Annotated in this window: 28 protein-coding genes; 22 read left to right on the top strand and 6 right to left on the bottom strand. The window is 48.0% G+C overall.

The genetic code is table 11. The annotated features are described in order from the left end of the window. Positions 1–37: 37 nt before the first annotated feature. A complete protein-coding gene (locus B0I18_RS17170) occupies positions 38–967 on the bottom strand; it encodes a TIGR01777 family oxidoreductase (RefSeq protein ID WP_106523974.1) in 930 nt (309 codons plus the stop codon). Between the two features lie 279 nt (positions 968–1246). Here B0I18_RS17170 and rplK point away from each other — a divergent pair, with 279 nt between their 5' ends. The 22 genes from rplK to B0I18_RS17060 all read left to right on the top strand — a co-directional run bounded on the left by rplK (position 1247) and on the right by B0I18_RS17060 (position 21090). Next, positions 1247–1690: a 50S ribosomal protein L11 gene (gene rplK / locus B0I18_RS17165; RefSeq protein WP_106523973.1), complete on the top strand. Its 444-nt coding sequence runs from the start codon at positions 1247–1249 to the stop codon at positions 1688–1690. Between the two features lie 40 nt (positions 1691–1730). Then, on the top strand, positions 1731–2426 hold the full coding sequence (gene rplA, locus B0I18_RS17160; RefSeq protein ID WP_106523972.1) for a 50S ribosomal protein L1: 696 nt from the start codon (positions 1731–1733) through the stop codon (positions 2424–2426). Between the two features lie 87 nt (positions 2427–2513). Beyond that, on the top strand, positions 2514–3095 hold the full coding sequence (gene rplJ / locus B0I18_RS17155; RefSeq protein ID WP_106523971.1) for a 50S ribosomal protein L10: 582 nt from the start codon (positions 2514–2516) through the stop codon (positions 3093–3095). Positions 3096–3204: 109 nt separating this feature from the next. After that, positions 3205–3579, top strand: a complete 375-nt coding sequence (gene rplL / locus B0I18_RS17150; RefSeq protein ID WP_106523970.1) for a 50S ribosomal protein L7/L12 — start codon at positions 3205–3207, stop codon at positions 3577–3579. 177 nt (positions 3580–3756) lie between these two features. Continuing rightward, positions 3757–4884: a fatty acid desaturase family protein gene (locus B0I18_RS17145; RefSeq protein WP_106523969.1), complete on the top strand. Its 1128-nt coding sequence runs from the start codon at positions 3757–3759 to the stop codon at positions 4882–4884. A 445-nt stretch (positions 4885–5329) separates the two neighbouring features. Then, complete coding sequence (rplM, locus tag B0I18_RS17140) at positions 5330–5764, top strand: 50S ribosomal protein L13 (protein WP_425444930.1); 435 nt, start codon at positions 5330–5332, stop codon at positions 5762–5764. Between the two features lie 40 nt (positions 5765–5804). Next, on the top strand, positions 5805–6194 hold the full coding sequence (gene rpsI, locus B0I18_RS17135) for a 30S ribosomal protein S9 (protein ID WP_106523967.1): 390 nt from the start codon (positions 5805–5807) through the stop codon (positions 6192–6194). 81 nt (positions 6195–6275) lie between these two features. Then, on the top strand, positions 6276–7184 hold the full coding sequence (rpsB, locus tag B0I18_RS17130) for a 30S ribosomal protein S2 (protein ID WP_106523966.1): 909 nt from the start codon (positions 6276–6278) through the stop codon (positions 7182–7184). Positions 7185–8055: 871 nt separating this feature from the next. Beyond that, positions 8056–8631, top strand: a complete 576-nt coding sequence (locus tag B0I18_RS17125) for a TerD family protein (RefSeq protein ID WP_106523965.1) — start codon at positions 8056–8058, stop codon at positions 8629–8631. A gap of 28 nt (positions 8632–8659) precedes the next feature. Then, positions 8660–9340, top strand: a complete 681-nt coding sequence (locus B0I18_RS17120; RefSeq protein ID WP_106523964.1) for a TerD family protein — start codon at positions 8660–8662, stop codon at positions 9338–9340. Next, positions 9340–10035 (top strand): HAD family hydrolase, encoded by a 696-nt coding sequence (locus B0I18_RS17115; protein WP_106523963.1) that lies wholly within the window; start codon positions 9340–9342, stop codon positions 10033–10035. Before B0I18_RS17120 ends, B0I18_RS17115 begins: the two co-directional genes overlap by 1 nt. Then, positions 10035–10856, top strand: coding sequence for a phosphoribosyltransferase family protein (locus tag B0I18_RS17110; RefSeq protein WP_106523962.1), 822 nt, complete (start codon positions 10035–10037; stop codon positions 10854–10856). Before B0I18_RS17115 ends, B0I18_RS17110 begins: the two co-directional genes overlap by 1 nt. After that, positions 10846–11397, top strand: coding sequence for a TerD family protein (locus B0I18_RS17105; protein ID WP_106523961.1), 552 nt, complete (start codon positions 10846–10848; stop codon positions 11395–11397). Before B0I18_RS17110 ends, B0I18_RS17105 begins: the two co-directional genes overlap by 11 nt. 154 nt (positions 11398–11551) lie before the next feature. Beyond that, positions 11552–12646, top strand: coding sequence for a toxic anion resistance protein (locus tag B0I18_RS17100; RefSeq protein WP_106523960.1), 1095 nt, complete (start codon positions 11552–11554; stop codon positions 12644–12646). Positions 12647–12665: 19 nt separating this feature from the next. Continuing rightward, the gene (locus tag B0I18_RS17095) at positions 12666–13628 is read left to right on the top strand and encodes a hypothetical protein (protein WP_106523959.1); all 963 of its coding nucleotides are present in this window, start codon (positions 12666–12668) and stop codon (positions 13626–13628) included. 451 nt (positions 13629–14079) lie between these two features. Continuing rightward, the gene (locus B0I18_RS17090; RefSeq protein WP_106523958.1) at positions 14080–14718 is read left to right on the top strand and encodes a vWA domain-containing protein; all 639 of its coding nucleotides are present in this window, start codon (positions 14080–14082) and stop codon (positions 14716–14718) included. Between the two features lie 12 nt (positions 14719–14730). Beyond that, complete coding sequence (locus B0I18_RS17085; protein WP_106523957.1) at positions 14731–15366, top strand: vWA domain-containing protein; 636 nt, start codon at positions 14731–14733, stop codon at positions 15364–15366. 12 nt (positions 15367–15378) lie between these two features. Continuing rightward, complete coding sequence (locus tag B0I18_RS17080) at positions 15379–16008, top strand: AIM24 family protein (RefSeq protein WP_106523956.1); 630 nt, start codon at positions 15379–15381, stop codon at positions 16006–16008. A 1-nt stretch (position 16009) separates the two neighbouring features. Beyond that, entirely contained in the window at positions 16010–17062 is a 1053-nt protein-coding gene (locus B0I18_RS17075) for a TerY-C metal binding domain-containing protein (protein ID WP_106523955.1), read from the top strand. Positions 17063–17069: 7 nt separating this feature from the next. Beyond that, a complete protein-coding gene (locus tag B0I18_RS17070; protein ID WP_106523954.1) occupies positions 17070–18473 on the top strand; it encodes a PP2C family serine/threonine-protein phosphatase in 1404 nt (467 codons plus the stop codon). A 52-nt stretch (positions 18474–18525) separates the two neighbouring features. Next, a complete protein-coding gene (locus B0I18_RS17065) occupies positions 18526–20034 on the top strand; it encodes a helix-hairpin-helix domain-containing protein (RefSeq protein ID WP_106524143.1) in 1509 nt (502 codons plus the stop codon). 33 nt (positions 20035–20067) lie between these two features. Next, a complete protein-coding gene (locus B0I18_RS17060) occupies positions 20068–21090 on the top strand; it encodes a TerC/Alx family metal homeostasis membrane protein (protein ID WP_106523953.1) in 1023 nt (340 codons plus the stop codon). Between the two features lie 64 nt (positions 21091–21154). Here the strand turns inward: B0I18_RS17060 and B0I18_RS17055 are convergent, their stop codons facing one another. The 5 genes from B0I18_RS17055 to B0I18_RS17040 form a co-directional block, all read right to left on the bottom strand. Beyond that, the gene (locus tag B0I18_RS17055) at positions 21155–21805 is read right to left on the bottom strand and encodes a hypothetical protein (RefSeq protein ID WP_146146785.1); all 651 of its coding nucleotides are present in this window, start codon (positions 21803–21805) and stop codon (positions 21155–21157) included. A 231-nt stretch (positions 21806–22036) separates the two neighbouring features. After that, positions 22037–23104: a grasp-with-spasm system SPASM domain peptide maturase gene (gene gwsS, locus B0I18_RS17050; RefSeq protein ID WP_181358502.1), complete on the bottom strand. Its 1068-nt coding sequence runs from the start codon at positions 23102–23104 to the stop codon at positions 22037–22039. A 1-nt stretch (position 23105) separates the two neighbouring features. After that, a complete protein-coding gene (locus B0I18_RS24965; RefSeq protein WP_146146784.1) occupies positions 23106–23333 on the bottom strand; it encodes a hypothetical protein in 228 nt (75 codons plus the stop codon). Beyond that, positions 23290–24279, bottom strand: coding sequence for a grasp-with-spasm system ATP-grasp peptide maturase (gene gwsG / locus B0I18_RS17045; RefSeq protein WP_106523950.1), 990 nt, complete (start codon positions 24277–24279; stop codon positions 23290–23292). The genes B0I18_RS24965 and gwsG overlap by 44 nt, the downstream gene beginning before the upstream one ends. Before the next feature lie 14 nt (positions 24280–24293). After that, positions 24294–25391: a hypothetical protein gene (locus B0I18_RS17040; RefSeq protein WP_106523949.1), complete on the bottom strand. Its 1098-nt coding sequence runs from the start codon at positions 25389–25391 to the stop codon at positions 24294–24296. Positions 25392–25477: the final 86 nt, after the last annotated feature.

The following is a 25477-nucleotide window of genomic DNA, read 5'->3' as shown; positions in this document are numbered from 1 at the left end:
GGTGTATGGAAAACGTATGCGGGTTGCAGCCGGGCATTTAACGTCCCAGTAATTGTTTCAGGGCGCTGTCGATATCGGGGTATTTAAACGAAAACCCGGTGCTTAAGGTTTTGTCGGCGCTCAGCGTGGCGCTTTTCAATACCTCGGCCGACATGGCGCCCATGGCTATTTTAAGGGCAAAAGCCGGTACGCGTACCGGTATATAAAACCCGCCGCGGTTACGTGCCAGTTGCAGGGTCAGGGTCTTGTTGCTTACCGGGGCGGGCGCCACAGCATTGTATACGCCCGATAATTCTTCCTGTTCGATTGCATAAAGGATCAGGCGGCAAAGGTCGTCGATGTGGACCCAGCTCACGATCTGCCTGCCGCTACCCAATATTGTTGCCAGGCCGAATTTAAGGGGTTTGCGAAATTCAGCCAGTGCGCCGCCGGTACCGCTCAGTACAATGCCGATCCGGACAATCACCAGGCGCTTGTTCAGCTCGGTTACAGGGCTGATACTGTTTTCCCATAAGCGGCAGGTTTCCCCCAGGAAGTCGCCGGCCGGCGGATCGCCTTCGCGGAAGCCGGTTTCGGGTGGTATGCTCCTGTCGGCGCCATAATAACCAGCTGCAGAGGCGGATACTACCGCTTTTACCTGGTTGTCGGTTTCCTGCAGTGCTTTTACCAGCAGGGCGCTGCTTTTTACACGGCTGTCGATAATTTCCCGGCGGCGGTCGGCGGTCCAGCGTTTTTCGGCTACGCCGGCGCCTGCCAGGTTTACGATATAGTCGGCCCGGGCAATGGCGTCGCGGTCGATCGTGCCACGGTTCACATCCCAGGTTGCATAGGTGGTTTTCGTATCTTTGGGCTGTTTTTCCGGTAGCCTGCGGCCGAGTATAATAGTTTCGTAGCCTTGTTGCACCAGCAATTCGTTAAGCCTGGCGCCTACCATACCGCTGCCGCCTGCGATCAGTATCTTTTGCATATCCCGGTTATTTTCACGAAAATACGGCAATAGGGTATTGTATCACAATGATTAACAAATAAATAGTAGATGTTATTTTCCCGCAAAACAGCCAGGGCAGGGCTTTCTTTGCGGGGCGATCCAGGAAAAATGCAGGTTTCAGGGCTTTTTTTTGAAAAAATTATTTTTGTATTAAAAAATGTCCTACTTTTGCACCCTTAAATTTAAAGACTGCTCTTATCTTATTCTTGTATTTGGGAGAGAAGTTAAATCAACTCGATAATACCAAAAATTAAAGCAATGGCTAAAGAAATTTCGGGCTATGTAAAGCTCCAATGTAAAGGTGGCCAGGCCAATCCGGCTCCACCAATCGGTCCAGCGTTAGGTTCCAAAGGTGTAAACATCATGGAATTCTGCAAACAGTTCAACGCACGTACCCAGGACAAACCAGGTAAAGTATTGCCTGTACTGATCACCGTTTTCACTGACAAATCTTTCGAATTCGTTATCAAAACGCCTCCTGCAGCGGTTCAGCTGATGGAGCTTTCCAAGATCAAAAAAGGTTCTAAAGAGCCTAACCGTAACAAAGTTGGTAAAGTAACCTGGGAACAGGTAGAAGAGATCGCTAAAGATAAAATGGCTGATCTGAACTGCTTCACGCTCGATAGCGCCATGAAAATGGTTGCCGGTACAGCACGCAGCATGGGTCTTACTGTAGAAGGTAACGCTCCCTGGCAAAATTAATCCCCCCAAATTGGTTCACCTTATTTAAATTTTAGTTGCAATGGCATCTTTAAATAAAAAGAGAAAAGCAGTAGAAGCTAAACTCGACAAAAATAAAGTATATACACTGGCTGAGGCTGCTCAGTTGGTTAAAGAAATAAACTGTACAAAATTCGATAGCTCTGTAGACGTTCACGTTCGTCTCGGTATCGACCCTAAGAAAGCAGACCAGGCGCTGCGTGGTACAGTAACCCTGCCACACGGTACCGGTAAAACCAAAACCGTTCTGGTACTTTGCCCTGCAGATAAAGAAGCAGAAGCAAAAGCTGCCGGTGCTGATTTCGTAGGCCTGGACGAGTTCATCCAGAAGATCGAAGGCGGCTGGACTGGTGTAGACGTAATCGTTGCTACTCCTTCCGTAATGCCTAAGATCGGTAAACTGGGTAAAGTGCTCGGTCCTCGTAACCTTATGCCCAACCCTAAAACAGGTACTGTTACCAACGATGTAGCAGCAGCTGTTAATGATGTTAAAGGTGGTAAAATTGCATTCAAAGTAGATAAAGCAGGCATCATCCACGCTTCCATCGGACGTGTCTCTTTCGAACCGAATAAGATTGCTGAAAATGCTCAGGAGCTGATCAATACCCTGATCCGTATGAAACCTTCCACTGCGAAAGGTATCTATGTAAAAGGCGTAAGCATGGCTGCTACTATGAGCCCGGGTCTGTCTATCGATACTAAATCCGTAACGCACTAGTAAGCCTCCTGATCCCCATGGGATGTGGCAGAGAGAAACGAAATTTGTATAACCACCCGACACAAGGGTCCCAAAAAAAATTAAGCAATGACACCTGCTCAAAAATCAGAAGCAATTGAGCTTTTGAAAGATAAATTCAGCCAGTACAGTAACTTCTACGTTACCAATACGGAATCACTCACCGTTGCGCAAATCAGCAAACTGCGCCGTGTGTGCTTCGAGAAGAACGTGGAAATGAAAGTGGCGAAAAATACCCTGATCAAAAAAGCACTGGAAAGTCTGAACGGCGAAAAATATGCCGGTATCTACGATTCACTGCATGGCGTAACCGCCCTGATGTTCTCCGAGTCTCCTAAAGAGCCTGCGGTAATCCTGAGCGCTTTCCGTACCGAATCAAAAGGTGAAAAACCTGTACTGAAAGCTGCCTTCATCGGCGAAGACCTGTTCGTTGGCGACAACCAGCTGACTGCGCTGAAAAACATCAAAACCAAAAACGAACTCATCGGCGAAGTTATCGGCCTGTTGCAGTCTCCGATCAGCCGCGTAATCGCTGCCCTCCAGAACCAGAACCCAGAGGGTGGTGCCGAAGCAGCTACCGAAACTGCTCCAGAAGCACCTGAAGCTCCGGCTACAGATGCTCCAGCTACAGACGCTCCTGCAGCAGAGTAATTTTTCCCGGCAATCCCGGCTGGCCCGGGGCTGCCCCTTAACAACGGCTTCCAAGTCCACATATATTTCAAGTAACAAAATTTCAAAAACATTTTAAAAAATTATAAAAATGGCAGACGTAAAATCATTAGCCGAATCATTAGTAAACTTAACCGTTAAAGAAGTTCAGGAACTGGCTGACGTTCTGAAAGCAGAATATGGTATCGAACCAGCAGCAGCAGCAGTAGTGGTAGCTGCCGGCGACGGTGGTGGCGCAGCAGCAGCAGAAGAAAAAACTGCATTCGACGTTATCCTGAAGAGCCCAGGTGCTTCTAAACTGAACGTTGTTAAGATCGTTAAAGATCTGACCGGTCTGGGTCTGAAAGAAGCTAAAGAACTGGTAGACGGCGCTCCTAAAGCGGTTAAAACCGGTGTAACTAAAGCTGAAGCTGACGATCTGGCTGGCAAACTGAAAGAAGCTGGTGCTGAAGTTGAAATCGCTTAATTTCACGTATCCATCAATATTCCTGAAACCCTCGCTCCGGCGAGGGTTTTTCTTTTTATAGCCCTATTGGCGCCTCTGTTGTATGGTTTGTTTTTCTTACCTTTGTCCGATCCCGCATCGTAAAATGGAAATTGTGCAGCAGGACTTTGTGTGTGTAAATTTTTAATCCAAACATCAATGCCGAAAGTAACGTATAACAATAAAAACGCCGTTTTTTTCCCCGCGCTGAAAAAGGCTGTGGAAGACTATTTCACTACCAACCAGCTTAAAAAAACGGGTAACTGGAAACTCCATCTCAAAACACTGGTGCTGATCGGTTCAGCCCTGGCGCTCTACCTGAGCCTGCTGCTGGTGGCTATGCCGGTATGGACGGCTATCCTGTCCTGTATCGCATTGGGCATGATATCGGCCGGTATTGGTTTTGATGTGATGCATGATGGCTGCCACGGCAGTTATTCCAGTAAAAAATGGGTGAACGAACTGATGGGCCTTACCCTCAACGCCCTGGGCGGTAATGCTTTCTTCTGGAAACAGAAACACAATATCATCCATCATACCTATACCAATGTGGACGGGGTGGACGATGATATTGCCCGCAGTCCCTTTATCCGTATGTGCAATACCCAGCGTTGGGTGCCTGCGCATAAGTACCAGCATCTTTACCTGCCTTTCTTATACATGCTGGCTTCTATTTTCTGGGTATTCGTATCCGACCCGGTAAAGTATGCCACACAAAAGGTGTATACCACGCCTATGCCAAAGATGGATCGTAAGGAGCATGTCATTTTCTGGGCGAGCAAGGCGCTGTATGTCGTGTTTTATATGGTGGTACCGATCCTGGCCGTAGGCTTCCTGCCCTGGCTGGTTGGCTTCCTGTGTATGCATGCTGCAATGGGCTTTACGCTTACCATCGTGTTCCAGCTGGCGCATGTGGTAGAAGAAACCGAATTTGAATTTGTAGACGCTTCTGATTTCAAACATATCGAGAACGAATGGGCTATACACCAGATCAAAACGACGGCTAACTTTTCCCCGAAAAGCAAGCTGATCTCCTGGTATGTAGGCGGTCTGAATTTCCAGATCGAACACCACCTGTTCCCGCGTATCAGCCATGTGCATTATCCAGCCATCAGCAAGATTGTAGAAGCCAAGTGCCGTGAGTTCGGTATTGCTTATCACAGTATGCCCAATATGATGACCGCGGTAAACTCGCATTTCCGTTTCCTGCGCGAACTGGGTAAACGTCCCGAAAACCCGGTGGCGATACAGAAGCGCCCGCTGGCTACGGCCAAAGTTGTTGCTTAACATCATAAGTATCATATTTGAACGGACAAGTCCGGCGCACAGGCGCCGGACTTGTTGTATATAGCAGGGTGGTGGAAGTAAAAGTTTGCAAATAATTTTTCCCTTAAACATCGAATACTGTAATGGGGCTTTGTGATAGTGGGCAGAAAACAGGCCGGATCATGCCGGGAAAATGCAATACTGCATCGGGCTGCAGGTGATTGCAAGCCGTAGATACCTTTAAAACCGGTACTTTTATGATCCTTTGTAAATTAATGTTCAAAAACTTTATTGAAAATCAATTTGTTACAGAGGTGTCCTGAAAAAAGTTAATGAATTATTTGGCGGAACTGAACCTTAGATTTACCTTTGCGCTCCGATTCACTGAAATTTAATGTTGTAAAACATTTGGAGTCGGATCATTAATCCTTAAGAAAAAAGCAAATTTACAATGTCTCTTAATCAATTGAGCTACAGAACAAAGTCGGCTAACGACAGTATCGTAAAGCGTGAGTGGTGGGTGGCAGATGCAACCAATCAGACATTAGGTCGCTTCAGCTCCAAAATTGCCGCTGTTTTACGTGGTAAAAACAAACCTTACTATACTCCTCACTTTGATTGCGGAGATTATGTAATCGTTGTCAACTCCGGTAAGATCGTTCTGACCGGTAACAAACTGGAAGATAAAGATTACCAGCACGTAACTGGTTATCCTGGTGGTCAGAAGCACGAAAGCGCTAAAAACCTGATCAACCGTCGTCCTAACGTTGTGATCGAGCGCGCTGTAAAAGGCATGCTGCCTAAAAACCGCCTGGGTCGTGCGATGTACAAAAAACTGTTTGTATACGAAGGTGCAGAACACGGACATAAAGCTCAACAACCCAAAGAATTCAAATATTAACCCCTAAGCCCTTTTAGGGGCATAATAACTTTCTAATTAAATGGAAAAACAGAAAAATGCTGTCGGTCGTCGTAAAGAAGCTGTTGCCCGCGTATACCTGACTAAAGGTACCGGCGATATCAAGGTGAACGACAAAGAATATAAAGCATACTTCCCGCTGATATACTTACAAAACCAGGTTGAACTTCCTTTGAAAACTATTGAAGGCACTGATCAGTACGATATCGTGATCAATGTGCAAGGTGGTGGTCCAAAAGGACAGGCTGAAGCAATTAAACTGGGTATTGCCCGCGCACTGTGCGAAGCAAACGCAGACTTCCGTCCTGCATTGAAAAAACAAGGCTTACTGCGTCGTGACCCACGTGTGGTTGAACGTAAGAAATTCGGTAAAGCTAAAGCACGTCGTAGCTTCCAGTTCTCTAAACGTTAATCCGGTTATTGCTGCCCCGGCAGCAGTAATGAGGATAAGCTTATTTTCAAATTATTATCAACTCATTCAATTTTCCAAAAAATGGAAGAAAATAAATCATTACATCAGCAGTTGCTGGAAGCAGGCGTTCACTTCGGACACCAAAAGAAAAAATGGAATCCTAAAATGCTGCCTTATATCTTCACGGAGAAAAACGGCATTCATATCATCGACCTGAACAAAACGATCGATGGTCTGCAGGAATCCGCAGCAGCACTGAAATCTATCGCTAAAAGCGGTAAGAAAATCATGTTCGTTGCTACTAAAAAACAAGCTAAGGAAATCGTTGCTGAAGCGGCTACCAAAGCAAATATGCCTTACGTTACCGAGCGTTGGTTAGGTGGTATGCTGACCAACTTCCAGACGATCCGTAAGAGCGTTAAGAAAATGCAGAGCATCGAAAAAATGCTGAACGACGGTACCCTGGACAGCGTAACTAAAAAGGAGCGCCTGACCCTGGACCGCAGCAAGCAGAAAATGGAAAAAGTACTGGGTGGTATCGCACAGATGGGCCGTACTCCTGCTGCACTGTTCATCGTGGATATCAGCCACGAGCACATTGCACTGGCTGAAGCAAAACGCCTGGGCATCACTACTTTCGCTATGGTGGATACCAACAGCGATCCTACAAAAGTAGATTTCTCTATCCCTGCGAATGATGATGCTACCAAATCTATCGCTATCGTTACCAACTACCTGATCGCTGCGATCATCGAAGGTATCGAAGAGCGCGCTCAGAATAAAGAACTCGAAGTTGAAGAAACTGAGGAGGAAGTAACAGAGCGTATGCGCGGCCTGGATATGGACGAAGATGATAAAAAAGACAAACGTGGCGCTGGTAAACCTGGCGGTGGCGCTGGTGCAGCTGGTGCACGTCGTCGTGGTCCTGGTGGCCCCGGACAAGGTGGTGCGGGTGGCCGCAAGCCTGCCGGCGGTGGCGCTAAAAAGTAAACAATACAAGGCCAATCGTTCAAATTTTTATAAAAGACCGTTCTCCTTCACCGGGGGACGGTCTTTGTTTTTACCGGTACACATACTTGCTTGTAGCGTCTCGCTACGAGCGCTGTCTATTGCCCGGCTTGTAATACAGCCCATTGGCTGCTGTTGTGGGGCAAGCGGCAAAGTTGAGGGACACCGGTATACCTACCCTGATTTTTTTATTCTTCTTTGTCTTAATACAAAGAAGCAAAAATCAAGACTGTAGAAAAAGTGCTAAAAATGCCTTGTACGCCTAAAAGAAATAAGTCCGGGCGGTAGTTAAAAATGGACTAAGGAATGACGAACGAACTAAAGTACAGGGCCAGACTGTGGGAACTGTATTTCTTTCTATACGGCGTCCTGCAGCATTTTATTAACGCCCTTTTTCTAAAGGTCGGTATGTTTGGTTGTTTCCTGGCTTGACGTCCTGGCAGTGTATGTAACCGGTGTTGAGCAAAGCATGTCTACGCGATTGGTAGCCAGATGTTACGACCAATATAAAGTCGTTCGCTGCGTCGCCGTATCGCTGCGAGAAAAAAACGTATTCCACTGCTGCAAATGATAGTAACTGCTAAGCTAGGTAGATTCGTAGCGAGATACAACGAATAGTATTGGGACGCTACAAGCAGCACTTAGGGACATATGGATCCGGCGATCATCCGGGTTGCGGGGCTATCTGCTTAAAATCGACCTAAATATTAACAGAAGTTTTTTGCCGCATTATTTCAATTCCGTTATTATTGCAGCAATAGATACCTAACCAGACTTTTGTACTGATTTATCTTGCTGCTTCGCGCGCGAAAATTCCCTATTTTTACAAGGTCTTAAACCCTAGAAAACAATCATGGCAATCAACCTGCAAAAAGGCCAGAAGATCGATATCGGCCTGCTCAAAATGACCGTGGGCCTGGGCTGGAATCCTAATGAAGGTACCGGCTATGCCTTCGATCTCGACGCCTCGGCATTTATGATCAATGAGCAACGGCTCATCCCTGCCGAAGAATATTTTATCTTTTATGGCAATACCGACTCGCCCGATGCAGCCCTGCATCATACCGGCGACGATCCTACCGGTGGCAACAGTGCCGATGGCGATGACGAATCGCTGATCGTAGACCTGTCAAAGGTGGATAGCAGTATTAAAGAAATTCTTTTCGTGGTAACGATCCATGAAGCGGCACAACGCAAGCAGAACTTCGGCCAGGTACGCAATTCCTATATCCGTATCGTGGACGACGGTACCGGTGAGGAGATCGCTAAATACGAGCTCGGCGAAGACTTCTCGATCGAGACCGCGGTAGAATTCGGCCGCCTGTACCGGCGCGAAAATCAATGGAAATTCGAAGCCTCCGGCGTTGGTTATAAAGAAGACCTCGCATTTTTCGTATCCAAATATTTTACCGGCCAGGTTATCAAATAATCACTATCACTATTCAACAAAATACATTATGGCAATTAATTTAGTTAAAGGTCAGACGATCGACCTGCGCAAAAATGATAAAGGAGAAGAGTTTGATCTTTCACAGGTAACTGTCGGCCTGGGCTGGGATATCCGCCAGAAAAAGAGCGGCGGTTTCCTGGGTAAGCTTATGGGCGGTAACAAGGAAGCGGATTATGACCTGGATGCGGTAGCCTTCCTGCTGGATGCCAACGGTAAGGTGGCCGACCTGGGCCGTACGGTGCAAACCAATGATGGCCGTTCCATGGGCCTTTACCAGGGAGATGTGATCTTCTTCAATTCCATGAAACACCCTTCCGGCCATGTATGGCTTACCGGCGACAACCGTACCGGTGCAGGCGAAGGCGATGACGAACAGGTGATCGTAAAGCTGGATGCACTGGATCAGAAATACCAGAAAATCGTATTCCTGGTAACCATTTACCAGGGCCGCCAGAACGGCCAGCATTTTGGTATGGTAGACAATGCCTTTATCCGCGCGGTCGACGCCAGGGGTAAGGAAATAGCACGGTTCTCCATGTCGGGCGACGCTACCTATAACAATATGTGCAGTATGGTATTTGCAGAAGTGTACCGCAAGGACAACGGCTGGAAGTTCCGTGCCCTGGGCAATGCAGAGGCTACAGACAGCTTCGTGGACATCCTGAAATCTTCTTACACCTACCAGTAATGGAATTATTACGAGGGCTTAAGCACGTATCGTTTGATCTGTGGCTTACGCTGATCAAATCCGATCCTGTGTTTAAGCCCCTCAGGAACCAACTGTTTGCCCGTTACTTCGACATCAGTCGACCTGCAGAAACCGTTACGCAGGCCTTCCGGTATTTCGACCTGTTGTTTAACCGCATCAACGAAAAAACGGGTGGCAACCTGCAGCAAACCGAAATGCTGTACCTGATACTGGATCACCTGGGCGTATCGATCGAAACCATTACGGCAGGCGATATGCAGGGTTATTACCACGAAATGGAACAACTCTTTTTCCGGCATCATCCGCAACTGATCGATAAGGGCACCGTTACCGTATTGCAGGCTATAAAGGACCAGGGCTGTTCGGTAAACATACTGAGCAATACCGGTTTCATTTTAGGCAGTACCCTGCGGCAATTGTTGCCGGTACTGGGCATCGGATCTTATTTCGATTTCCAGGTTTACTCCGACGAAACGGGTTGTTCCAAACCGTCGGCCGATATGTACGACCAGGTATGGACCCGCGTAAAACAATACGGAACGGTAGTAAAAGAAGAGGTACTGCATGTGGGCGACAATGCGATAGCTGACTATAACGGGGCACAGCAGTTCGGGTTCCGTTCTGTACTGGTCGATACCCAACATAACCTATTGAGTAATTTATTTTCAAATTAATGTATTCCGTTTTTGCAAGACACGATATCAGCAATCCCGAGGAATTGCCATTTGATGCTGCGCAGTATAGCCGGTTCAAGTTCGGCGATGGCGTCATCGCCAAAGACTTCGGATGTGAGCTGGGCAGGCATTTTGTAGCTACGCACGGCGATGCGCTGCTTGCTGAGGAGGATATCGTCTTTGCACCGAGTCCTTACAATGCCATACCGACGGCTTCCAATGCCATGTCCCTGTTTTTCATGGAAGAGGTAAACCGTTTTCTTTTCAAACATAAAAAGAAAGCCCTGTTGCAATCCAAGATCCATCGTTATAAGACCTATAGCGTGGACTATGGTAACCTCGATCATGAGGAACGCATCCGCCTGATCTCGTCCGACACCTACCACCTCGACCGGCGTTTCCTGGAGAACCGGATGGTGTTGTTTATCGACGATATCAAGATCACCGGCGGGCATGAATTTATTATTAAAAAACAATTGGAGCAGGAGCAGATCCAGGGCCGTTTTATGTTTGTATATTATGCGCAGCTGACGAACAAAGAGATCCCCGCCAATTTTGAAAATTACCTGAACTATTATTCCATCAAGGAACGCAACGACCTGGTAGCCGTGATCAATGACGATAACTTTATCATGAACACCCGCATCATCAAATACATCCTGAAGTCTGAATCGGCCGACCTGATGGCATTTATTGCTGCGCTTAAGGAAGAGCGGCTCCCCGAAATGGTGCATTATGCCATCGGTAACAATTATCACCTGATGGAAGATTATACCCAAAACCTAACTCAAATAACGAAACATATCAACTATGGCAATTAATCTGCAAAAAGGCCAGCGTGAAAACCTGAACGCGCCTAAATTTACCGTAGGTCTCGGCTGGGATACCAATAACACCAGCACCGGCGAAGGTTTCGACCTGGATGCTTCTATCTTTATCCTGGGCGAAAACGGCAAGCTGGTAAGCGATGCGCATTTCGTATTCTACAACAATACCCAATCGCCCGACGAGGCGGTCGTACATACCGGCGATAACCTTACCGGTGAAGGCGATGGCGACGATGAACAGGTAAAGGTCGACCTTACCAAAATCAGTCCTGCAGCCCGCGAACTCTGCATCGTGGTTACTATCCACGAAGCCGAAGCCCGCCGGCAGAACTTCGGTATGGTGCGCAACTCTTTTATCCGCATCTTCGACGAACAGAACAACGAGATGGTGAAATATGAGCTGGACGAAGATTTCTCGATCGAAACCGCTGTAGAATTCGGACGTATCTATAACCGCAACGGTCAGTGGAAATTCGAAGCGGTAGGTATGGGTATGAAAGGTGGTTTACAGGAATACCTGAACAAATATAACTAGCAGGCAAACCCGGCGGGCAGGTGATGCGCTGCCGGGGCATTGCGGCACAAGATAAGAGGCCGGTACCCAACCGGCCTCTTCCTGTAATTAACGGTTTTATTACCCGTTAAATAGACAATAAATGATAACTTTATTCCCTAATCAGCATTAAGCTATGGAAACAAGTAATAACAGTACGAATACCGCACTGGCAAAGGTAGACAAGGACGGCAACGTAGATGTGTCGGCCATGACCCCGGAACAAGCCCGCAAATTCGGCGAGCTCAACAAAAGCCTCGTGCCCGGCGATACCAACTCTATCCTTAATTTTGGCGTAGAGGTGCAACAGTCTATGGAGAAGTACAGTAACGAATTCCTGACATCGGTACGTACTTTCAACTCCGGCGAAGTAGGCACCGAAATCAATAACCTGCTTACCGAATTGAACTATATAGATGTGGATGAGCTGAACCAGAGCGGCTTTCAGCAGTTCCTGTCTAAAATACCTTTCCTGAAACGCCTGGTATTCGATACCAAAAAACTATTCCAGAAATACGATACCGTTGTCGGCAATATCGATAAGATCACGAATAAGATCAAGGCCGGCAGGCTCAATTCCATTAAGGACAACAGTTCGCTGCAAACCATGTTCGACAGCAATGTGGCTTATATCGCACAGATGGAAGACCTGATTATTTCGGCACACCTGAAACACCAGGAACTGAGTGCAAAGCTGGCTGAAATGGACGCTAACCCTGCGAACTACAACGATTACGAGATTTCCGATATGCGCGATTTCGTAAACCGGCTTGATAAACGGCTGGCCGATATGAAGGTGGTCCGTTTTATTATGTTGCAGTCGCTGGCACAGATCCGCGTGGTGCAACACAACAATACATCGATCGCCGAAAAAGCGCAATCCATTGTATCGACTACCATACCGGTATGGAAAAACCAGCTGACCATTGCTGTGGCCCTGCAAAGGCAGAAGGCCAACGTGGAGATGCAGAAAAAGATATCCGAAACGACGAATACCATTCTTGAAAAAAATGCCGAGCTGCTGAAACAGAATAGTATCGATGTGGCCCGCGAGAATGAGAAAACCGTGGTGTCGCTCGACACATTGAAGAAAACGACGCAGTCGCTGATCGAAACGCTGAACGAAGTAAAACGGATTCATGAAGAAGGTACGCAGAACCGTAAAGTGTTGAGTACCGAACTCCAGAACCTGGAATCGGAACTGAAGAAGAATGTTACCCGGACCAACTAGTAAACCCTGATGGACCCTGATGGACGATAACCAGAAGAAGATATTGAGTGATTCCTTAAAAGTAATCAGCAAGCTGCAATTGCTTGCCGCCTTTTTTGAAGAGGAGGTTATTTTTAAGATTTATATCCGTACGCAGGTTATCCATAAAATGTTTGAGCATAACCCAGAGCTGGATATCCATAAACTGGAGCTTTTTCACCTGCAGTTTACTGAAAGTGTGCTCGACCTGTTGCGTAAGATCAAAAAGACCAACGAGAAAAATGTAAGCCTGGTATTCGACGAGATCGAGTTGAACAAAGAGCTGATCATAAAGATCAACGATGCCATGCGCACGGAACAAAGCTTCGAGTTTGCGCAGCAAAAGCAAACGGCAAAGATCAACCTGTCGCTGAACAAGCTGTACCAGAATCTTTCCGACTTGTCGACCGACTTTCCTTTCGGAAAAAATATAAGCCAGTTCAGTGCCCGTTATGCCGGCGATTTCTTTTACGAAGTCGGTATTGATTTCTTTTACGAACTTATTGCCTTCGATCCGGATGCGGTATACAAAAACGGTTACGGCATTATCGGGAAGAAACTGATGGGACTGCAATGCCGTCACAACTTCAGCAATTTGTTCTACTGCGGACTGAAAGCCGGCAGTATGACGGCCGAGGTATACCGGATGGCGGAGGAAGCGGTTTATTTTATTTTTTACCCGGCGCGTAACCTGTTCCTGGAATGCGATGAGGAAAAGATAAGTGGCATTGATCTTTCACAGGCTTATTCCAAAAGAGCCCGTACGGTGCAGGACCTTTCCGAAAAGAACCTGCAACTGGAACAGCAGGCGCCAAAGATGAAGACGCATATACCCGGAGATATCCTGAAGCTGTTGGCCGAGTACCACGAAAAAGTAGATGGCATGGACTTTATGGACTTTATGAATGATTTCGATGTGCAGGCCAATATCCTGAAAGCCATGCTGAATACGGATGCGCTTTAGGAGTTTTGAATTTTGAATTTTGAGTTTTGAATTGAGCGTGGGATAGTTTTGAATTTTGAGTTTTAAATTTTGAGTTTTGAATTGAGTAGGTTGATAGTTTTAAATTTTGAATTTTGAATATTGAGTATTGAGTAGTGAGTAGTGAAGTAGTGAGTAGTGAGTAGTGAGTAGTGAGTAGTGAAGTAGTGAGTAGTGAAGTAGTGAGTATGGAGTAGGCGGGTGTCATCGGGAGCGAAGCGAAGGATCTCATCGGTTAGCCGGCTTTAGTGGAGTAACACCACGCAGCGAAGGGGCTCCCCGATTAGCCGGCTTTGCTCCATCTAACATCTAACATCTGATAACTAACATCTAAAGCCTAACAGCAACATCCTGATACCTGATACTCAATCTAACATCTGACACCTAACATCTAAAACCTAGCATCCAACATCTAACCCCTAACATCCAAAATATGAGAAGACTACCGGTATACGTTTTATTGGACACTTCAGGTTCAATGAACGGCGAACCTATAGAGGCGGTAAAGAACGGCGTACAACTGATGATCAGTTCGCTGCGCCAGAACCCGCAGGCGATAGAGACCGCGTTTATCAGTATCATTACCTTCGATAGTGCGGCCCGTCAATTGGTGCCGCTTACCGACCTGGCATCGTTCCAGGTACCCGATATCAGGGTTACCGGCACTACGGCGCTTGGCGAAGCGCTGCGCCTCACCGCAACCTGTATCGATAACGAAGTAGCACGTACTACCATGGAGCAGAAAGGCGACTGGAAACCCCTGGTATTCCTGATGACCGACGGCATGCCTACCGACGACTGGCAAAGCGGCCTGGCCGAATTCAGGAAGCGTAAAACAGCCCTCACCGTGGCTTGCGCAGCAGGCCCTAAAGCCGATACCGGTGTGCTGAAACAGGTTACCGATAACGTGGTAAGATTGGATACCGCTGATACCCACACCATCGGTAAGTTCTTTACCTGGGTTAGCGCATCGATCGGGGTAAGCTCCACCAAAATCGAACACAGTGGTAAGGAAGTGGCCGGCCTCGACGAATTGCCGCCACCGCCTTCTGAATTAAATATCGTGGTTTAAGCCTTTTACAACATGAGACGATTACCTGTTTATTTTTTACTGGATACTTCAGGATCTATGTTCGGCGAGCCGATACAGGCTTTGAACAATGCCCTGAGCGGTATGATCAATACTTTACGCAGCGATGCGCAAGCCCTGGATTCGCTCTGGATCAGTATCGTGACCTTCGATCGTGAAGTGAAAGAGCTGGTGCCGCTTACTGAGCTGGTCAACTTCCAGTTGCCCGAGATCACCTGTCCGCAAAGCGGCCCTACCAATACCGGTAAAGGGCTCGAACTTATTTACCAGAAAGTAACAGCCGAGGTAAGAAAAGGAACCGATACGCAAAAAGGCGACTGGCGGCCACTGTTCTTCCTCTTTACCGATGGCAAACCTTCGGATATACAGTTGTACCGCGAGATGATACCTAAAATAAAATCGTTGCACTTCGGCGCTATGGTAGGCTGTGCCGCAGGCCAGCTGGCCGACGATTCGATGCTCAAGGAACTTACCGGCACGGTAGTACATCTCGATACTGCCGATACCAATACGTTGCGCCAGTTCTTTAAATGGGTATCCGATACGATCGAACAAGGCAACAAAAGTATGGGCACCGTGGAAAGCGTGGCCTTGCCGCCGCCGCCCACCGAAGTACATCTTGTTATTTAACGGCAGCCGGATATGAATGTAAAACTAATCGGGCATGACTATAAAAGCCTGCAGGTGGAGCTGGAGCCCCAGGAACGTTTCTATTGTGAAAAGGGCGCATTGATCTATTATGAAGAAGGGATCGTATCGACGCTTAACGTGCTCGATAAAGGTGTGGCGGGCCTGATCAAGCGCAAGCTGTCGGGCGAGAGCATGTTCCAGGTGGAATTGCAGAACCGACACAACAGTCCTAAAAAGCTGATGCTGGGCGGAAAGGTAGGCCTGTTGCCCGTGAACCTCAAATTATTGAACAACGGCATTATCTGCAGGGCCGGCTATTACGTGGCCTCCTCCGATAAGGTAGATATCGATTTCAAGTTAAACATCGCATCGTTTATCGGTGGCAATGGCCCCGTGCTGCAAAAGATAACCGGCTTTTGCACCGTATTCCTCGATGTGCTGGGTTCGCCCGTTAACCTCGACCTGAAGCCGGGCGAAACTATTTATGTGGATGAAAAAAGTTTTATCGCTATGAACGCCGATATGCAATCCCGCATGGATGCTCACTTTTCGGGTAAAAACCTGTTGGGTGGAGAAGGCTTTAGTATGCTTAAAATCACGGGTCCGGGTACGGTGTACCTGCACTCTGTAAATATGGGATAACATGAGAAGACTTCCGATTTATTTCCTGATCGATGTTTCCGAATCCATGGTCGGCGAACCGATCCGACAGGTCGAAGAAGGCCTGGCTACCATTATACAGGCGCTTAAAACAGACCCTTATGCGATAGAGACCGTATGGGTATCGATTATCGTATTTGCAGGACAGGCCAAAACGCTGGTGCCCCTGCAGGAGATCATCAACTTTTATCCGCCGCGGTTCCCCATTGGTGGCGGAACGGCCCTGAGCAAGGGCCTGGGCCACCTGATGTATGAGCTCCGGCGTAATATCGTGAAGACCACCTACGAGCAGAAAGGCGACTGGAAGCCCATCGTTTTTTTGTTTACCGACGGTGTGCCAACCGACGATACGCGACAGGCCATTACCGAATGGAAACAGAACTGGCAGCGTACGGCCAATATGGTTGCCGTTTCTTTTGGCAGCGAAACCGATACCCGCGTGCTGCGCGAGCTTACGGATTATGTATTGCTGTTTCACAATACCGATGCGGCTGCCTATAAACAGTTCTTTAAATGGGTAACCGATTCCATCAAGACCTCCAGCGAAAGGGTAGACCAGAACGGATCGGGCTTTGAACTGGCCAAACTGGATGACTCGACCCTCAGCAAAATAGACCCGGTAGAGCCTGCCTACGGCAACCACTATACCGATAATAACTACGTGGTGCTGGCCGCCAAATGCCAGAACAGTAAACGGCCTTACCTGATGAAATACCGCAAAAGCCTTAACCCTTCGGGTTTCGACGGTATGGAGTTCGATACGCTGGCCTACAGGCTGGTCGGGGCTTTCGAGGTAGACCAGGTTTATTACGAGCTTTCCGACGAGAGCGCCGGCAGCGCCAGGATCAATAGCGACGAACTGATCGGCAGTCCTACCTGTCCTTGTTGTGGTAACCAGATCGGTTTTGCGATGTGCAGTTGCGGCAAGATACACTGTATCGGTGCAGAACAGGTAAGTACTTGCCCCTGGTGCGGTACACAGGGTACTTACGGTATCGGCGAAGGTGGTTTTGATGTAAACAGGACACAGGGGTAACAACAATATGGATCCGAAATTATATATAGAAAAGCTTTTCGAAGTCAAGCAGATGCCCGTGGCGCCGCACCAGGCCGCGCTTTTTGAGGAATTTTGCAGCAATGCATCTTATCTTGAAGCCGCTACCGACATCCTGCGCAAGCAACAGTTACTTATGGATGCATGGTCATTAAACAACCGGATCAACGATATAAAGCGACAGCAGGTAATGATACCCAATGGCACGGTGGGCAAGGTATACGGCGCACAGCTGGATACAACCGGCTGGGGTTGGCAGGACCTCGTGCTGCTCGAACTGGAGGGCCTGGAAGCGATCGGGCTTGCCTACGATCCCGAAACACAACAGATCCGGGGCATACCCGAACAGAACGGTGATTTTAAACTGAAGTTGAAATTTAAAGTAACCGGCGAAGCGGAGGATGCGGTACCGAATGAAAAACTGATCCCGCTGATCATTAATCCTGATCCGAAGTCGTTGTGGAAAACTACGCCTTCCGATAATACAGATCCTTTCTGGAAGGCCGACGAGACGGCAGTTTCGGCGCCTTTGGGCGACCGGCATATCGTAGCGGCCTCCAAGCGCGGGCGCTCCCATGCCAATACCGGCGCCTTCCGCGACGATGATTTTGCCTTTGCCCATTTTGCAACAAGCGGCTGGAGCGTAGTGGCCGTATCGGATGGCGCAGGCAGTGCAAAGTTTTCCCGGCAGGGTTCCCGTATCGCCTGCGATACCGTGGTGCAATACCTGGGCAATAAGGCCGAAGGCGGCGACTTTGCCGAACTCGACACCTTGCTCGAAGCGTATAACACAAATACCGGCACCGACCTGCAAAAGAAGATAAGCCTGCACATTTACCAGGCGCTGGGTGGCGCTGCGCAGCAGGCCTACAAGGAGATCGAGGCCTTTGCCAAAGAACAGGGCGCCGGGATCCGCGACTTTCATGCAACACTTATTTTTGCCCTGGTTAAAAAGTATAAATCCGGTTATGCCGTGCTGACCTTCGGCGTAGGCGATTGCCCCATTGGGCTGATCAGCAAAGACCGGTCGGCTGTGCACCTCATGAATAAGCTGGATGTAGGCGAGTTTGGCGGTGGAACAAGATTTATCACGATGCCGGAGATCTTCCGGGACGACCTGTCGGGCCGGTTCGGCTTTAAGTTTGTCGAAGACTTTACCGCATTGATGCTGATGACCGACGGCATCTACGACCCGAAATTCGAAGTAGAAGCCAACCTCGAGCAGGTCAGCAAATGGGATGGTTTCCTGCGTGACCTGGAAGGCGATAATGCCGACCTGGCAAGGGTAAACCTGGACGCGGATAACCCGGATATCGCTACCGAACTGTCGGTATGGATGGACTTCTGGAGCCCTGGTAACCACGACGACCGTACCCTGGTCATCATATTCTAAAAAGATATACACCGCAGCCCGTATACCGTTGCAGGTGACAATATTCGTACCTATGATTACAAGAACAGCAGGTTCTATTATAACCAAAGGCCGTACCTACCAGTACGTAGACAATGGCGAGCCTATGCGCGGCGGCATGAAGGATGTTTACTTCAGCCCCGACCGTTCGTATGTGGTCGCTTTTTACCGCGATGTACAGGACTTTAACTCGCGCGAACGGCTGATCAAGATTGTGACGCAGTACTACGACAGTTTCTTCAACAAAGAAGGCGGCAATTATTATAAAGACCTGTACTCCTGGCCTACCGATGTGGTGGAGCTGGACCGTAAGATCGGGATCGTAGTCCCGACCTATAACCAGAACTTTTTTTTCCGGAAAGGTTATGCCACCAGCGACCTGATCCGGGGTAAGGAAAAAGAAGGCAAATGGTTTGCCTCGCCCAAGTTCCGGAATAAGCAATTTCCCCTGCGCCTCGACGAATCGGAGCTGGGCAACTGGCTCAGCTATTTCCAGGTCTGCGTGAATATCGCCCGGGGGGTAAAACGGCTGCATGCCGCGGGCCTGGCGCATTCCGACCTGTCGTATAAAAATGTGCTGGTAGATCCCGTAAGCCGCACGGCCGCCATTATCGATATCGATGGCCTGGTAGTACCGGGTTTGTTCCCGCCCGATGTGATCGGCACCGCCGATTTTATCGCCCCCGAAGTACTATCGTCCAAGCACCTCGATGTAAAGGATCCCAACCGCAAACTGCCCAACAGGCTTACCGATCTGCATGCCCTGGCAGTAATGATCTATATGTACCTCCTGTACCGGCACCCGCTTAAAGGCGGCAAGATACACGACCTGGATACCGAAAAAGACGACCTGCTGGCGATGGGAGAACGGGCCTTGTTTATCGAACACCCGACCGATAAAAGCAACAGGCCGAAACTCAACCAGCTTAATCCGAAAGAATTGCCCTGGGCCGATGTGACTAAAGTGCCCTATACCATTACGGGACCTTACCTGAAAGCCTTGTTTGACCGTGCTTTTATAGACGGGCTGCATAACCCGATGCAACGGCCCACGGCCAATGAATGGGAAGATGCCCTGCTGAAAACGACCGACCTGATGCAGCCCTGCAGTAATGCGGCCTGCGACCAGAAGTGGTATGTGTTCGATAATACCAACAGGCCGGCTTGCCCGTTTTGCGGCACGCCGCATAAAGGTACCCTGCCGGTGCTGGACCTCTACTACCAGTTCCGCGAATCGGTATGGAAGCCCGAGAACCAGCGGTTGATGGTCTACAGCAATCAATATCTTTTCCAGTGGCATGCCAACCGGAATGTGATCCGTAATGAGAAGCTGACGCAGGAACAAAAGGTGCCGGTGGGCTATTTTACCTTCCACCAGGGCCGCTGGGTGCTGGTCAATCAAAAATTAGATTCCTTAAAGGACATTACAGAAGATAAAGAAATACCTTTGGGCAGTATGGTCGAGCTGACCGATGGTAAAAAACTGCTGCTTTCCAAAGAGGAAGGGGGCAGGGTAGTGATCGTCACCATGGCGAATAAATAAGTAACCTATAAATCAAATTAATAAAAAACAAAAATGGATAAAAAGGTCTCGATGCTTAGCCATCCCGGTATTATCGCCGGATTTGCCGTAGTGGTATTAATCATGTTGTTGCTCGATCTCGGCGTGTTCAATAAAAAAAGTCATGCGGTTTCCAATAAGGAAGCGCTGGTCTGGTCACTCGTTTGGATCTCGCTCTCCATGCTCTTCAGCGGCGTGATCTACCTGGTATTCCGAGCCGATTCGCCCGAGATCGCTTTCGAGAAATTTACCCAGTTCCAATCCGCCTACTGGATCGAGAAAGCCCTGTCGGTCGACAACCTCTTTGTATTCATCCTGGTATTCGGATTCTTTAATGTGCCCAAGGAGGTGCACCATAAAGTGCTGTTCTGGGGTATTATAGGCGCCCTGGTCATGCGGGCCATCTTTATCTTTGCCGGGGTAGGCCTTATCAATGTTACTTACCTGCCTACCATGACCCTGTTTGGTATGAGTATGCGGATCAATGTGGTCTTACTGCTCTTTGGCCTGTTCCTGATCTATGCCGGTATCAAATCTGCATTTGCCGGCGAGGACGACGACGAGGAGAAAGACTTTACCAAAAGTCCAGGCGCGCGTATCGTGCACCGCTTCTTTAAAGTAAGCCGCAATTTCGATGGCGATAAATTCTTTACGATCGAGAACGGGATCAAAATGGCGACACCGCTGCTCGTGGTAGTAGGCGTAATCGAGTTTACCGACCTGTTGTTTGCCGTCGATTCCATCCCGGCCATCTTCGCCATATCCGACGATCCGTTTATTCTTTATACCTCCAATATCTTTGCTATCCTGGGTTTAAGGGCCCTGTATTTCCTGCTGGCCAACTTTATCCATATGTTCCGCTTCCTGAAATATGGCCTGGCTGTTATCCTCACCTTTATCGGTGTAAAAATGGTCATTTCCCCTTTTGTACACATCTCTTCGCCGCTGTCGCTGGCGATTGTAGGCGGGGTATTGCTGTTGTCGGTGATCATATCGCTGGCGGTGCCAGAGAAAAAAGAAGAAGAAAAAGCGGCCTGATCTGACCGGTAAAACTTTTATAAAACCCCAGGCCCGGCGTGATGCCGGGCCTGTGTCGTTTGGGTTATCTTTTGTCCGGCCATGCGGTGTCTGCCAGGTTGTTTTTTTCCAGGTAATCCGCTACCATTTTTATAAAGTGACGGCTTTTTTGCAGGTATTGCTGGTCGAACTTTGCAGGATCGGTATGTTGCAGGTAAACCCGGGCCCTTTGTACAAACCGGTAGGCTGCATTAAACTGCTTACTGGCAAACAGGGTCCCGATCAGCGAAACATAGGCCACATATTCGTATTGGATATAATTTCTTTTAAGGTACCCGGGCGGAAGTACCTGGTTCATATCCCGGAAATGGCTGATGATGGCAAGGTCGTCGACGTATCGCTCCTTTTCCATCACGAAAAAATCATCGAGTATATTACCCTCAAAATCTGTTTCAAGTTCATAATACCCGATAGGTGGAAAACTGTCTGTCCCATGCGGGCCATAAAGCCTGATTCTTGTCCTGATCACCGCGGGCCGGTGTGGCTGATCAATCACGTATTTAAAGCCTTCAAACACCGGCTTTATGTCCCTGGGGTCAAAGCCGGCAAAAACATCTTCTACCCTGTTTTGTTCATCGGCCAATAGGGCTGCCAATCCATCGAAGGCCTGTTGTTTAAGGTCCAGCTTTTCACACCGGTCGCTCAGTTGTCTTTCTAAATCCTGGTGGGTCATCATAAGGCAGGGGGGAGTTGATTTTTCATTGTATTCATCAAAGATTTTATCCGGACCGATCTGCTGTGCCCGGCCTTGCCGGTCCGATGTCTAGCGGCAGGTGTCTAGCGGCAGGTGTGCCTTTATACACCGCAGGGTGGCTGCGGCGTTGCCTTCGCCCAGGTATTTGCCGCCGGCTAAGGTAACCACAAACGCATGATGAATGATGTTTTTGGGGAAAGAAACTGGTCCTGCTTAAAAATAATACGCGATCGCTTTTTGCTTCATGGGATGTTGGCTCCATTCCTCCCATTCACCCGTATAGGGATCGTATCCACATTTTAACGGCTTGCTGCAGGCATCTTCCGGATCTTCCAGGTAGGCCCGGCAATCGGTACATACATGGCGGAACTCGCAATCTTTGCAAACAGCGATCTGGTCTTTGGTAATATGCCAATACCTTTTAAAGCCGGGTTTGTTGAGCGCTTCGGAAAGGGAAGTGTCTGTTATATGCCCAAAGCTATCGGTCATCGAAGGACAGTTTTTGATATTCCCCTGTACATCTATACTGATCTTCCTGTTTAAGCAGCTATTGAAATGAAGCGATTCCGTATAGGTGGTTATATTTGTTGAAAACAGCCCCTGGTTGATGATACCGCAATGTGTTGCGGTATTGATCTGCTCGCCGGTATACAGGAGGTATCCCATAGCTTCCACACCGGGTATTACCACATGGGTCGAGGGTGCGCCCCAGCATATGAGGCTGCTTATCTTTTTATATTCGTTGATCCATTTCGCATAAGTATGCGCATTTTCGTATGCCGCATTCCAGGGCACGAGGATCTCTACCGACTTAATCTGCGCGTCTTTTATCAGTCTTAATATATGCTCCAAATGGGTTATGGCGGGAGTACCAAAGAAACGGAGTTGCAGGAAATTGCAGCACAGCTTACCCAGCTGTGCGATAAAGGACTCCGTAAAATAATCTAACCGGCCCGTTGCAGAGTCCAGAATACAATGCGATACATGGGCGGGGAAAAGCCATTCGGTGTGTAATGCAGGAAAACGCTTCCGTTCCTGCCGGTTACAATAAAATGCCAGCTGACTTGCGACTAAAGTATCGATAAGCTGCAGCAGCCAGGAGGCAGTTTCATCTTGTACCTGCTCTTTTAACAGTGCAAGGTCCAGGGCGCGATCCTCCTGGAACAGGTCTGCAAGCAATTTAGGGACAGGGTAAATATCACCTTTTTGCAGATCGCAGATGGTAGCCCGGTTCGCCCCTTTAACCAGGACGCAATTACTGTACAACAACAAATAGTCCATGTCAGAATTTAAAAATCTTGGTATAGGGTTTGTAAAACGGGATGGAACGGGCTTTTTGAGCATTGTACTTTCCTAATGTAACAAGCTCCTGCTCCGCAACGGTTCGTTTTTCGACCAGTTGAAAGGTCCAGGTCGACGCGTTTACGGGTAAGTTGTGGCGATGGGCATCCAGCCAATCCAGGAATTCATCGATGATTTTCTGTCGTTCGGTTTCCGGTCTCCTGATCATGCAATAAAAATTTAGCAATTTCCCGTTCAACGGGATAGTTACAATTTCCCGACAACCATTGCAGTTGTCCTACCGGGTTGACTTCTAAAAATACATAGTCATCGGAAGGCGTTACCACCATATCAATGGAGCCGCTATTCATGGCTATACGTTGCATAAACGACCGCAATTTATTTTCCAGGTCATCCGGCAGCTGATAAGGGACACAACGGTTGGGGGTTTCCCGGTCATGTTTCCGGAAGTCGATCCGGGTCGCTTCATTTAACTGTGAAAATATAGCCATGCTGTACAACCGGCCATGAAAATAGAAGATACGCAACTCATACTTTTTCTCCAGGTATTCCTGGAAAACGGCGGGCAAAAAGTGCTGCTCCGCTGAAAGCGCATCGATCATATCCCGGTCAAAAATAGCGGTGTCGACAGCAATGTTGATATAGGTATCGCTATCTATCGTTGCCGCTATGCGATTATGGGCAATGGCCTTGGTAATGATCCTGGGATATAAAGCGGCAAAGGCTTTTATTTCCTTTACATCGGCTGTGATTAAAGTATCCGGGATCAATAGGCCTGCACGAGCCGCTTCGACCAGGTTGGTTATTTTGTTGGTATGATTATCGCAAAATGAATTAATGCTGTGTTGTTTTGACAGGAAATGCGCTGTACCATTGGTATAATATTCATACTCTTTTTCGAAATAGGTGGTTACCGCCGGATATGGATTGCCGGTATCGGGTATGTCGAGCGTAAAGTAGCCCCGCCGGTACCAATAAGCCTGAAGCTCGCCGAAAAGACTGCTGTGTCCCGAATCGTTATTGATCCTCAATGTTTCCTTATTGAGCGATACATTACCGTTCAGCCGCTTAATACGATCCGCGCCGAGATAAAGTAGCCAGTCTATGACATCATCGGTGCTCGCTTCGTCACTGTGTGATTGAATAGCTATCATAACAGGTCGCGAGGTTAATCGTGTTTTAATCCGTATTTTTTAGCGAGTTGATACCGTAAAGCTTTTAAATCAGTTGTTGTGTAGGCTTCCTGCCTGATCTTCCGGGTCTCTTCATCCGGCATTCCGTCCCAAACACCATAAGTGCCATCAATGATTCTAAAATATTTATGCGTAAACTGGTAATTTGCTTTCATTGCCATTTCGTCGAGAGCATCCGCGTAGATTTCCTTTCTTGCAGCATTGATCCTATCTTTTTCTGTTCCATTGTATTTATGAATGTATAGTGTGTCGTTAATAACAACAAGTGCGTCTGTTCCGTAATGACTGAATGGAGTTTGCTGATAGGAAGAAGCGGAATCGTCGAATGCCCAGTAAGACTGATCTTTCCAATAGCCGTAATGTGTAGGGGAAAGCTTTCCTTCGCGTGTCGCCTGGTAAAAAAACGAATCTAATACTTTCCTGTTGGTCCAGGAGCGGTCATGACGAATGATTATCTCATAGATAGCAGGGTTGCCGGGAAAACTGTAATCATAACCAATTTTTTCTTCTGTTGGAAAGCCCCTGGTCTCAAAAAGCCGCTTTAGCCTTAATGTATTCAGGGAATCGAAAGTGTTAAGTGAGTCCCTTCCTACAGCATTATAATTCCCGGTTTGTTTATCCATAAAGTAATGTCGTACATCCTGGTCGGCCTGGACGAGCTGTTTCACTGCTTGCCTGTATGAAAGGTCGATGTGCACTGGTGTTACCTGTACCAGCCGTTTCCAAATCTGTTTATACGACTCTTTATTTTCGGGCCCGTCTATTTTATCAAAAAACCGATAAAAGTCGCAGCCATCACTAAAAGCCCCGTTTTTAAGGAGTGCGGTTGCCATGGTTGCAAAGGCAACCGTATCGCCAGCCTGGTAAGCGCAGATCAGCGCATTGAGCAGGTCTTTGCCTAATGGTGTTTCTAGGGAAAAGGCCCGCTTAAAGCGCTCCAAAGCCAATCCCGGCTTTTCCATGCAAATAAGCAATTCTGCTTCATGAATAAGGCCCGAATACATAGCCACGCCGGCGGCCGATCGGTTTGCCATGATGAGCACAAGGCTGAACAAAAGAATAAGTTTTTTCATAAAGAATAGGATAATAAAGAGCTGTAGTGCTCTTCGTACTTTAAACCTTCCTATGCTATCAGGGCCGAAGCACACGAAATCTGCTC

Origin of the sequence: Taibaiella chishuiensis, from assembly GCF_003014535.1 — a bacterium.
In the GTDB taxonomy this organism is placed as follows: Bacteria; Bacteroidota; Bacteroidia; order Chitinophagales; family Chitinophagaceae; genus Taibaiella; species Taibaiella chishuiensis.
This window is presented reverse-complemented; position numbering and strand designations above follow the sequence as displayed.

What these genes read in the sequence shown, in the direction of transcription:
- gwsS (WP_181358502.1), bottom strand. Translation starts at nt 23,104, where the DNA reads ATGGACTATTTGTTGTTGTACAGTAATTGCGTCCTGGTTAAAGGGGCG.
- B0I18_RS17075 (WP_106523955.1), top strand. Translation starts at nt 16,010, where the DNA reads ATGAGAAGACTTCCGATTTATTTCCTGATCGATGTTTCCGAATCCATG.
- B0I18_RS24965 (WP_146146784.1), bottom strand. Translation starts at nt 23,333, where the DNA reads ATGATCAGGAGACCGGAAACCGAACGACAGAAAATCATCGATGAATTC.
- gwsG (WP_106523950.1), bottom strand. Translation starts at nt 24,279, where the DNA reads ATGATAGCTATTCAATCACACAGTGACGAAGCGAGCACCGATGATGTC.
- rplL (WP_106523970.1), top strand. Translation starts at nt 3,205, where the DNA reads ATGGCAGACGTAAAATCATTAGCCGAATCATTAGTAAACTTAACCGTT.
- B0I18_RS17115 (WP_106523963.1), top strand. Translation starts at nt 9,340, where the DNA reads ATGGAATTATTACGAGGGCTTAAGCACGTATCGTTTGATCTGTGGCTT.
- rplA (WP_106523972.1), top strand. Translation starts at nt 1,731, where the DNA reads ATGGCATCTTTAAATAAAAAGAGAAAAGCAGTAGAAGCTAAACTCGAC.
- B0I18_RS17100 (WP_106523960.1), top strand. Translation starts at nt 11,552, where the DNA reads ATGGAAACAAGTAATAACAGTACGAATACCGCACTGGCAAAGGTAGAC.
- B0I18_RS17055 (WP_146146785.1), bottom strand. Translation starts at nt 21,805, where the DNA reads ATGATGACCCACCAGGATTTAGAAAGACAACTGAGCGACCGGTGTGAA.
- B0I18_RS17085 (WP_106523957.1), top strand. Translation starts at nt 14,731, where the DNA reads ATGAGACGATTACCTGTTTATTTTTTACTGGATACTTCAGGATCTATG.
- B0I18_RS17125 (WP_106523965.1), top strand. Translation starts at nt 8,056, where the DNA reads ATGGCAATCAACCTGCAAAAAGGCCAGAAGATCGATATCGGCCTGCTC.
- rpsI (WP_106523967.1), top strand. Translation starts at nt 5,805, where the DNA reads ATGGAAAAACAGAAAAATGCTGTCGGTCGTCGTAAAGAAGCTGTTGCC.
- B0I18_RS17095 (WP_106523959.1), top strand. Translation starts at nt 12,666, where the DNA reads ATGGACGATAACCAGAAGAAGATATTGAGTGATTCCTTAAAAGTAATC.
- B0I18_RS17110 (WP_106523962.1), top strand. Translation starts at nt 10,035, where the DNA reads ATGTATTCCGTTTTTGCAAGACACGATATCAGCAATCCCGAGGAATTG.
- B0I18_RS17105 (WP_106523961.1), top strand. Translation starts at nt 10,846, where the DNA reads ATGGCAATTAATCTGCAAAAAGGCCAGCGTGAAAACCTGAACGCGCCT.
- rplK (WP_106523973.1), top strand. Translation starts at nt 1,247, where the DNA reads ATGGCTAAAGAAATTTCGGGCTATGTAAAGCTCCAATGTAAAGGTGGC.
- B0I18_RS17065 (WP_106524143.1), top strand. Translation starts at nt 18,526, where the DNA reads ATGATTACAAGAACAGCAGGTTCTATTATAACCAAAGGCCGTACCTAC.
- B0I18_RS17080 (WP_106523956.1), top strand. Translation starts at nt 15,379, where the DNA reads ATGAATGTAAAACTAATCGGGCATGACTATAAAAGCCTGCAGGTGGAG.
- B0I18_RS17070 (WP_106523954.1), top strand. Translation starts at nt 17,070, where the DNA reads ATGGATCCGAAATTATATATAGAAAAGCTTTTCGAAGTCAAGCAGATG.
- B0I18_RS17090 (WP_106523958.1), top strand. Translation starts at nt 14,080, where the DNA reads ATGAGAAGACTACCGGTATACGTTTTATTGGACACTTCAGGTTCAATG.
- B0I18_RS17120 (WP_106523964.1), top strand. Translation starts at nt 8,660, where the DNA reads ATGGCAATTAATTTAGTTAAAGGTCAGACGATCGACCTGCGCAAAAAT.
- B0I18_RS17040 (WP_106523949.1), bottom strand. Translation starts at nt 25,391, where the DNA reads ATGAAAAAACTTATTCTTTTGTTCAGCCTTGTGCTCATCATGGCAAAC.
- rplJ (WP_106523971.1), top strand. Translation starts at nt 2,514, where the DNA reads ATGACACCTGCTCAAAAATCAGAAGCAATTGAGCTTTTGAAAGATAAA.
- B0I18_RS17145 (WP_106523969.1), top strand. Translation starts at nt 3,757, where the DNA reads ATGCCGAAAGTAACGTATAACAATAAAAACGCCGTTTTTTTCCCCGCG.
- B0I18_RS17170 (WP_106523974.1), bottom strand. Translation starts at nt 967, where the DNA reads ATGCAAAAGATACTGATCGCAGGCGGCAGCGGTATGGTAGGCGCCAGG.
- B0I18_RS17060 (WP_106523953.1), top strand. Translation starts at nt 20,068, where the DNA reads ATGGATAAAAAGGTCTCGATGCTTAGCCATCCCGGTATTATCGCCGGA.
- rpsB (WP_106523966.1), top strand. Translation starts at nt 6,276, where the DNA reads ATGGAAGAAAATAAATCATTACATCAGCAGTTGCTGGAAGCAGGCGTT.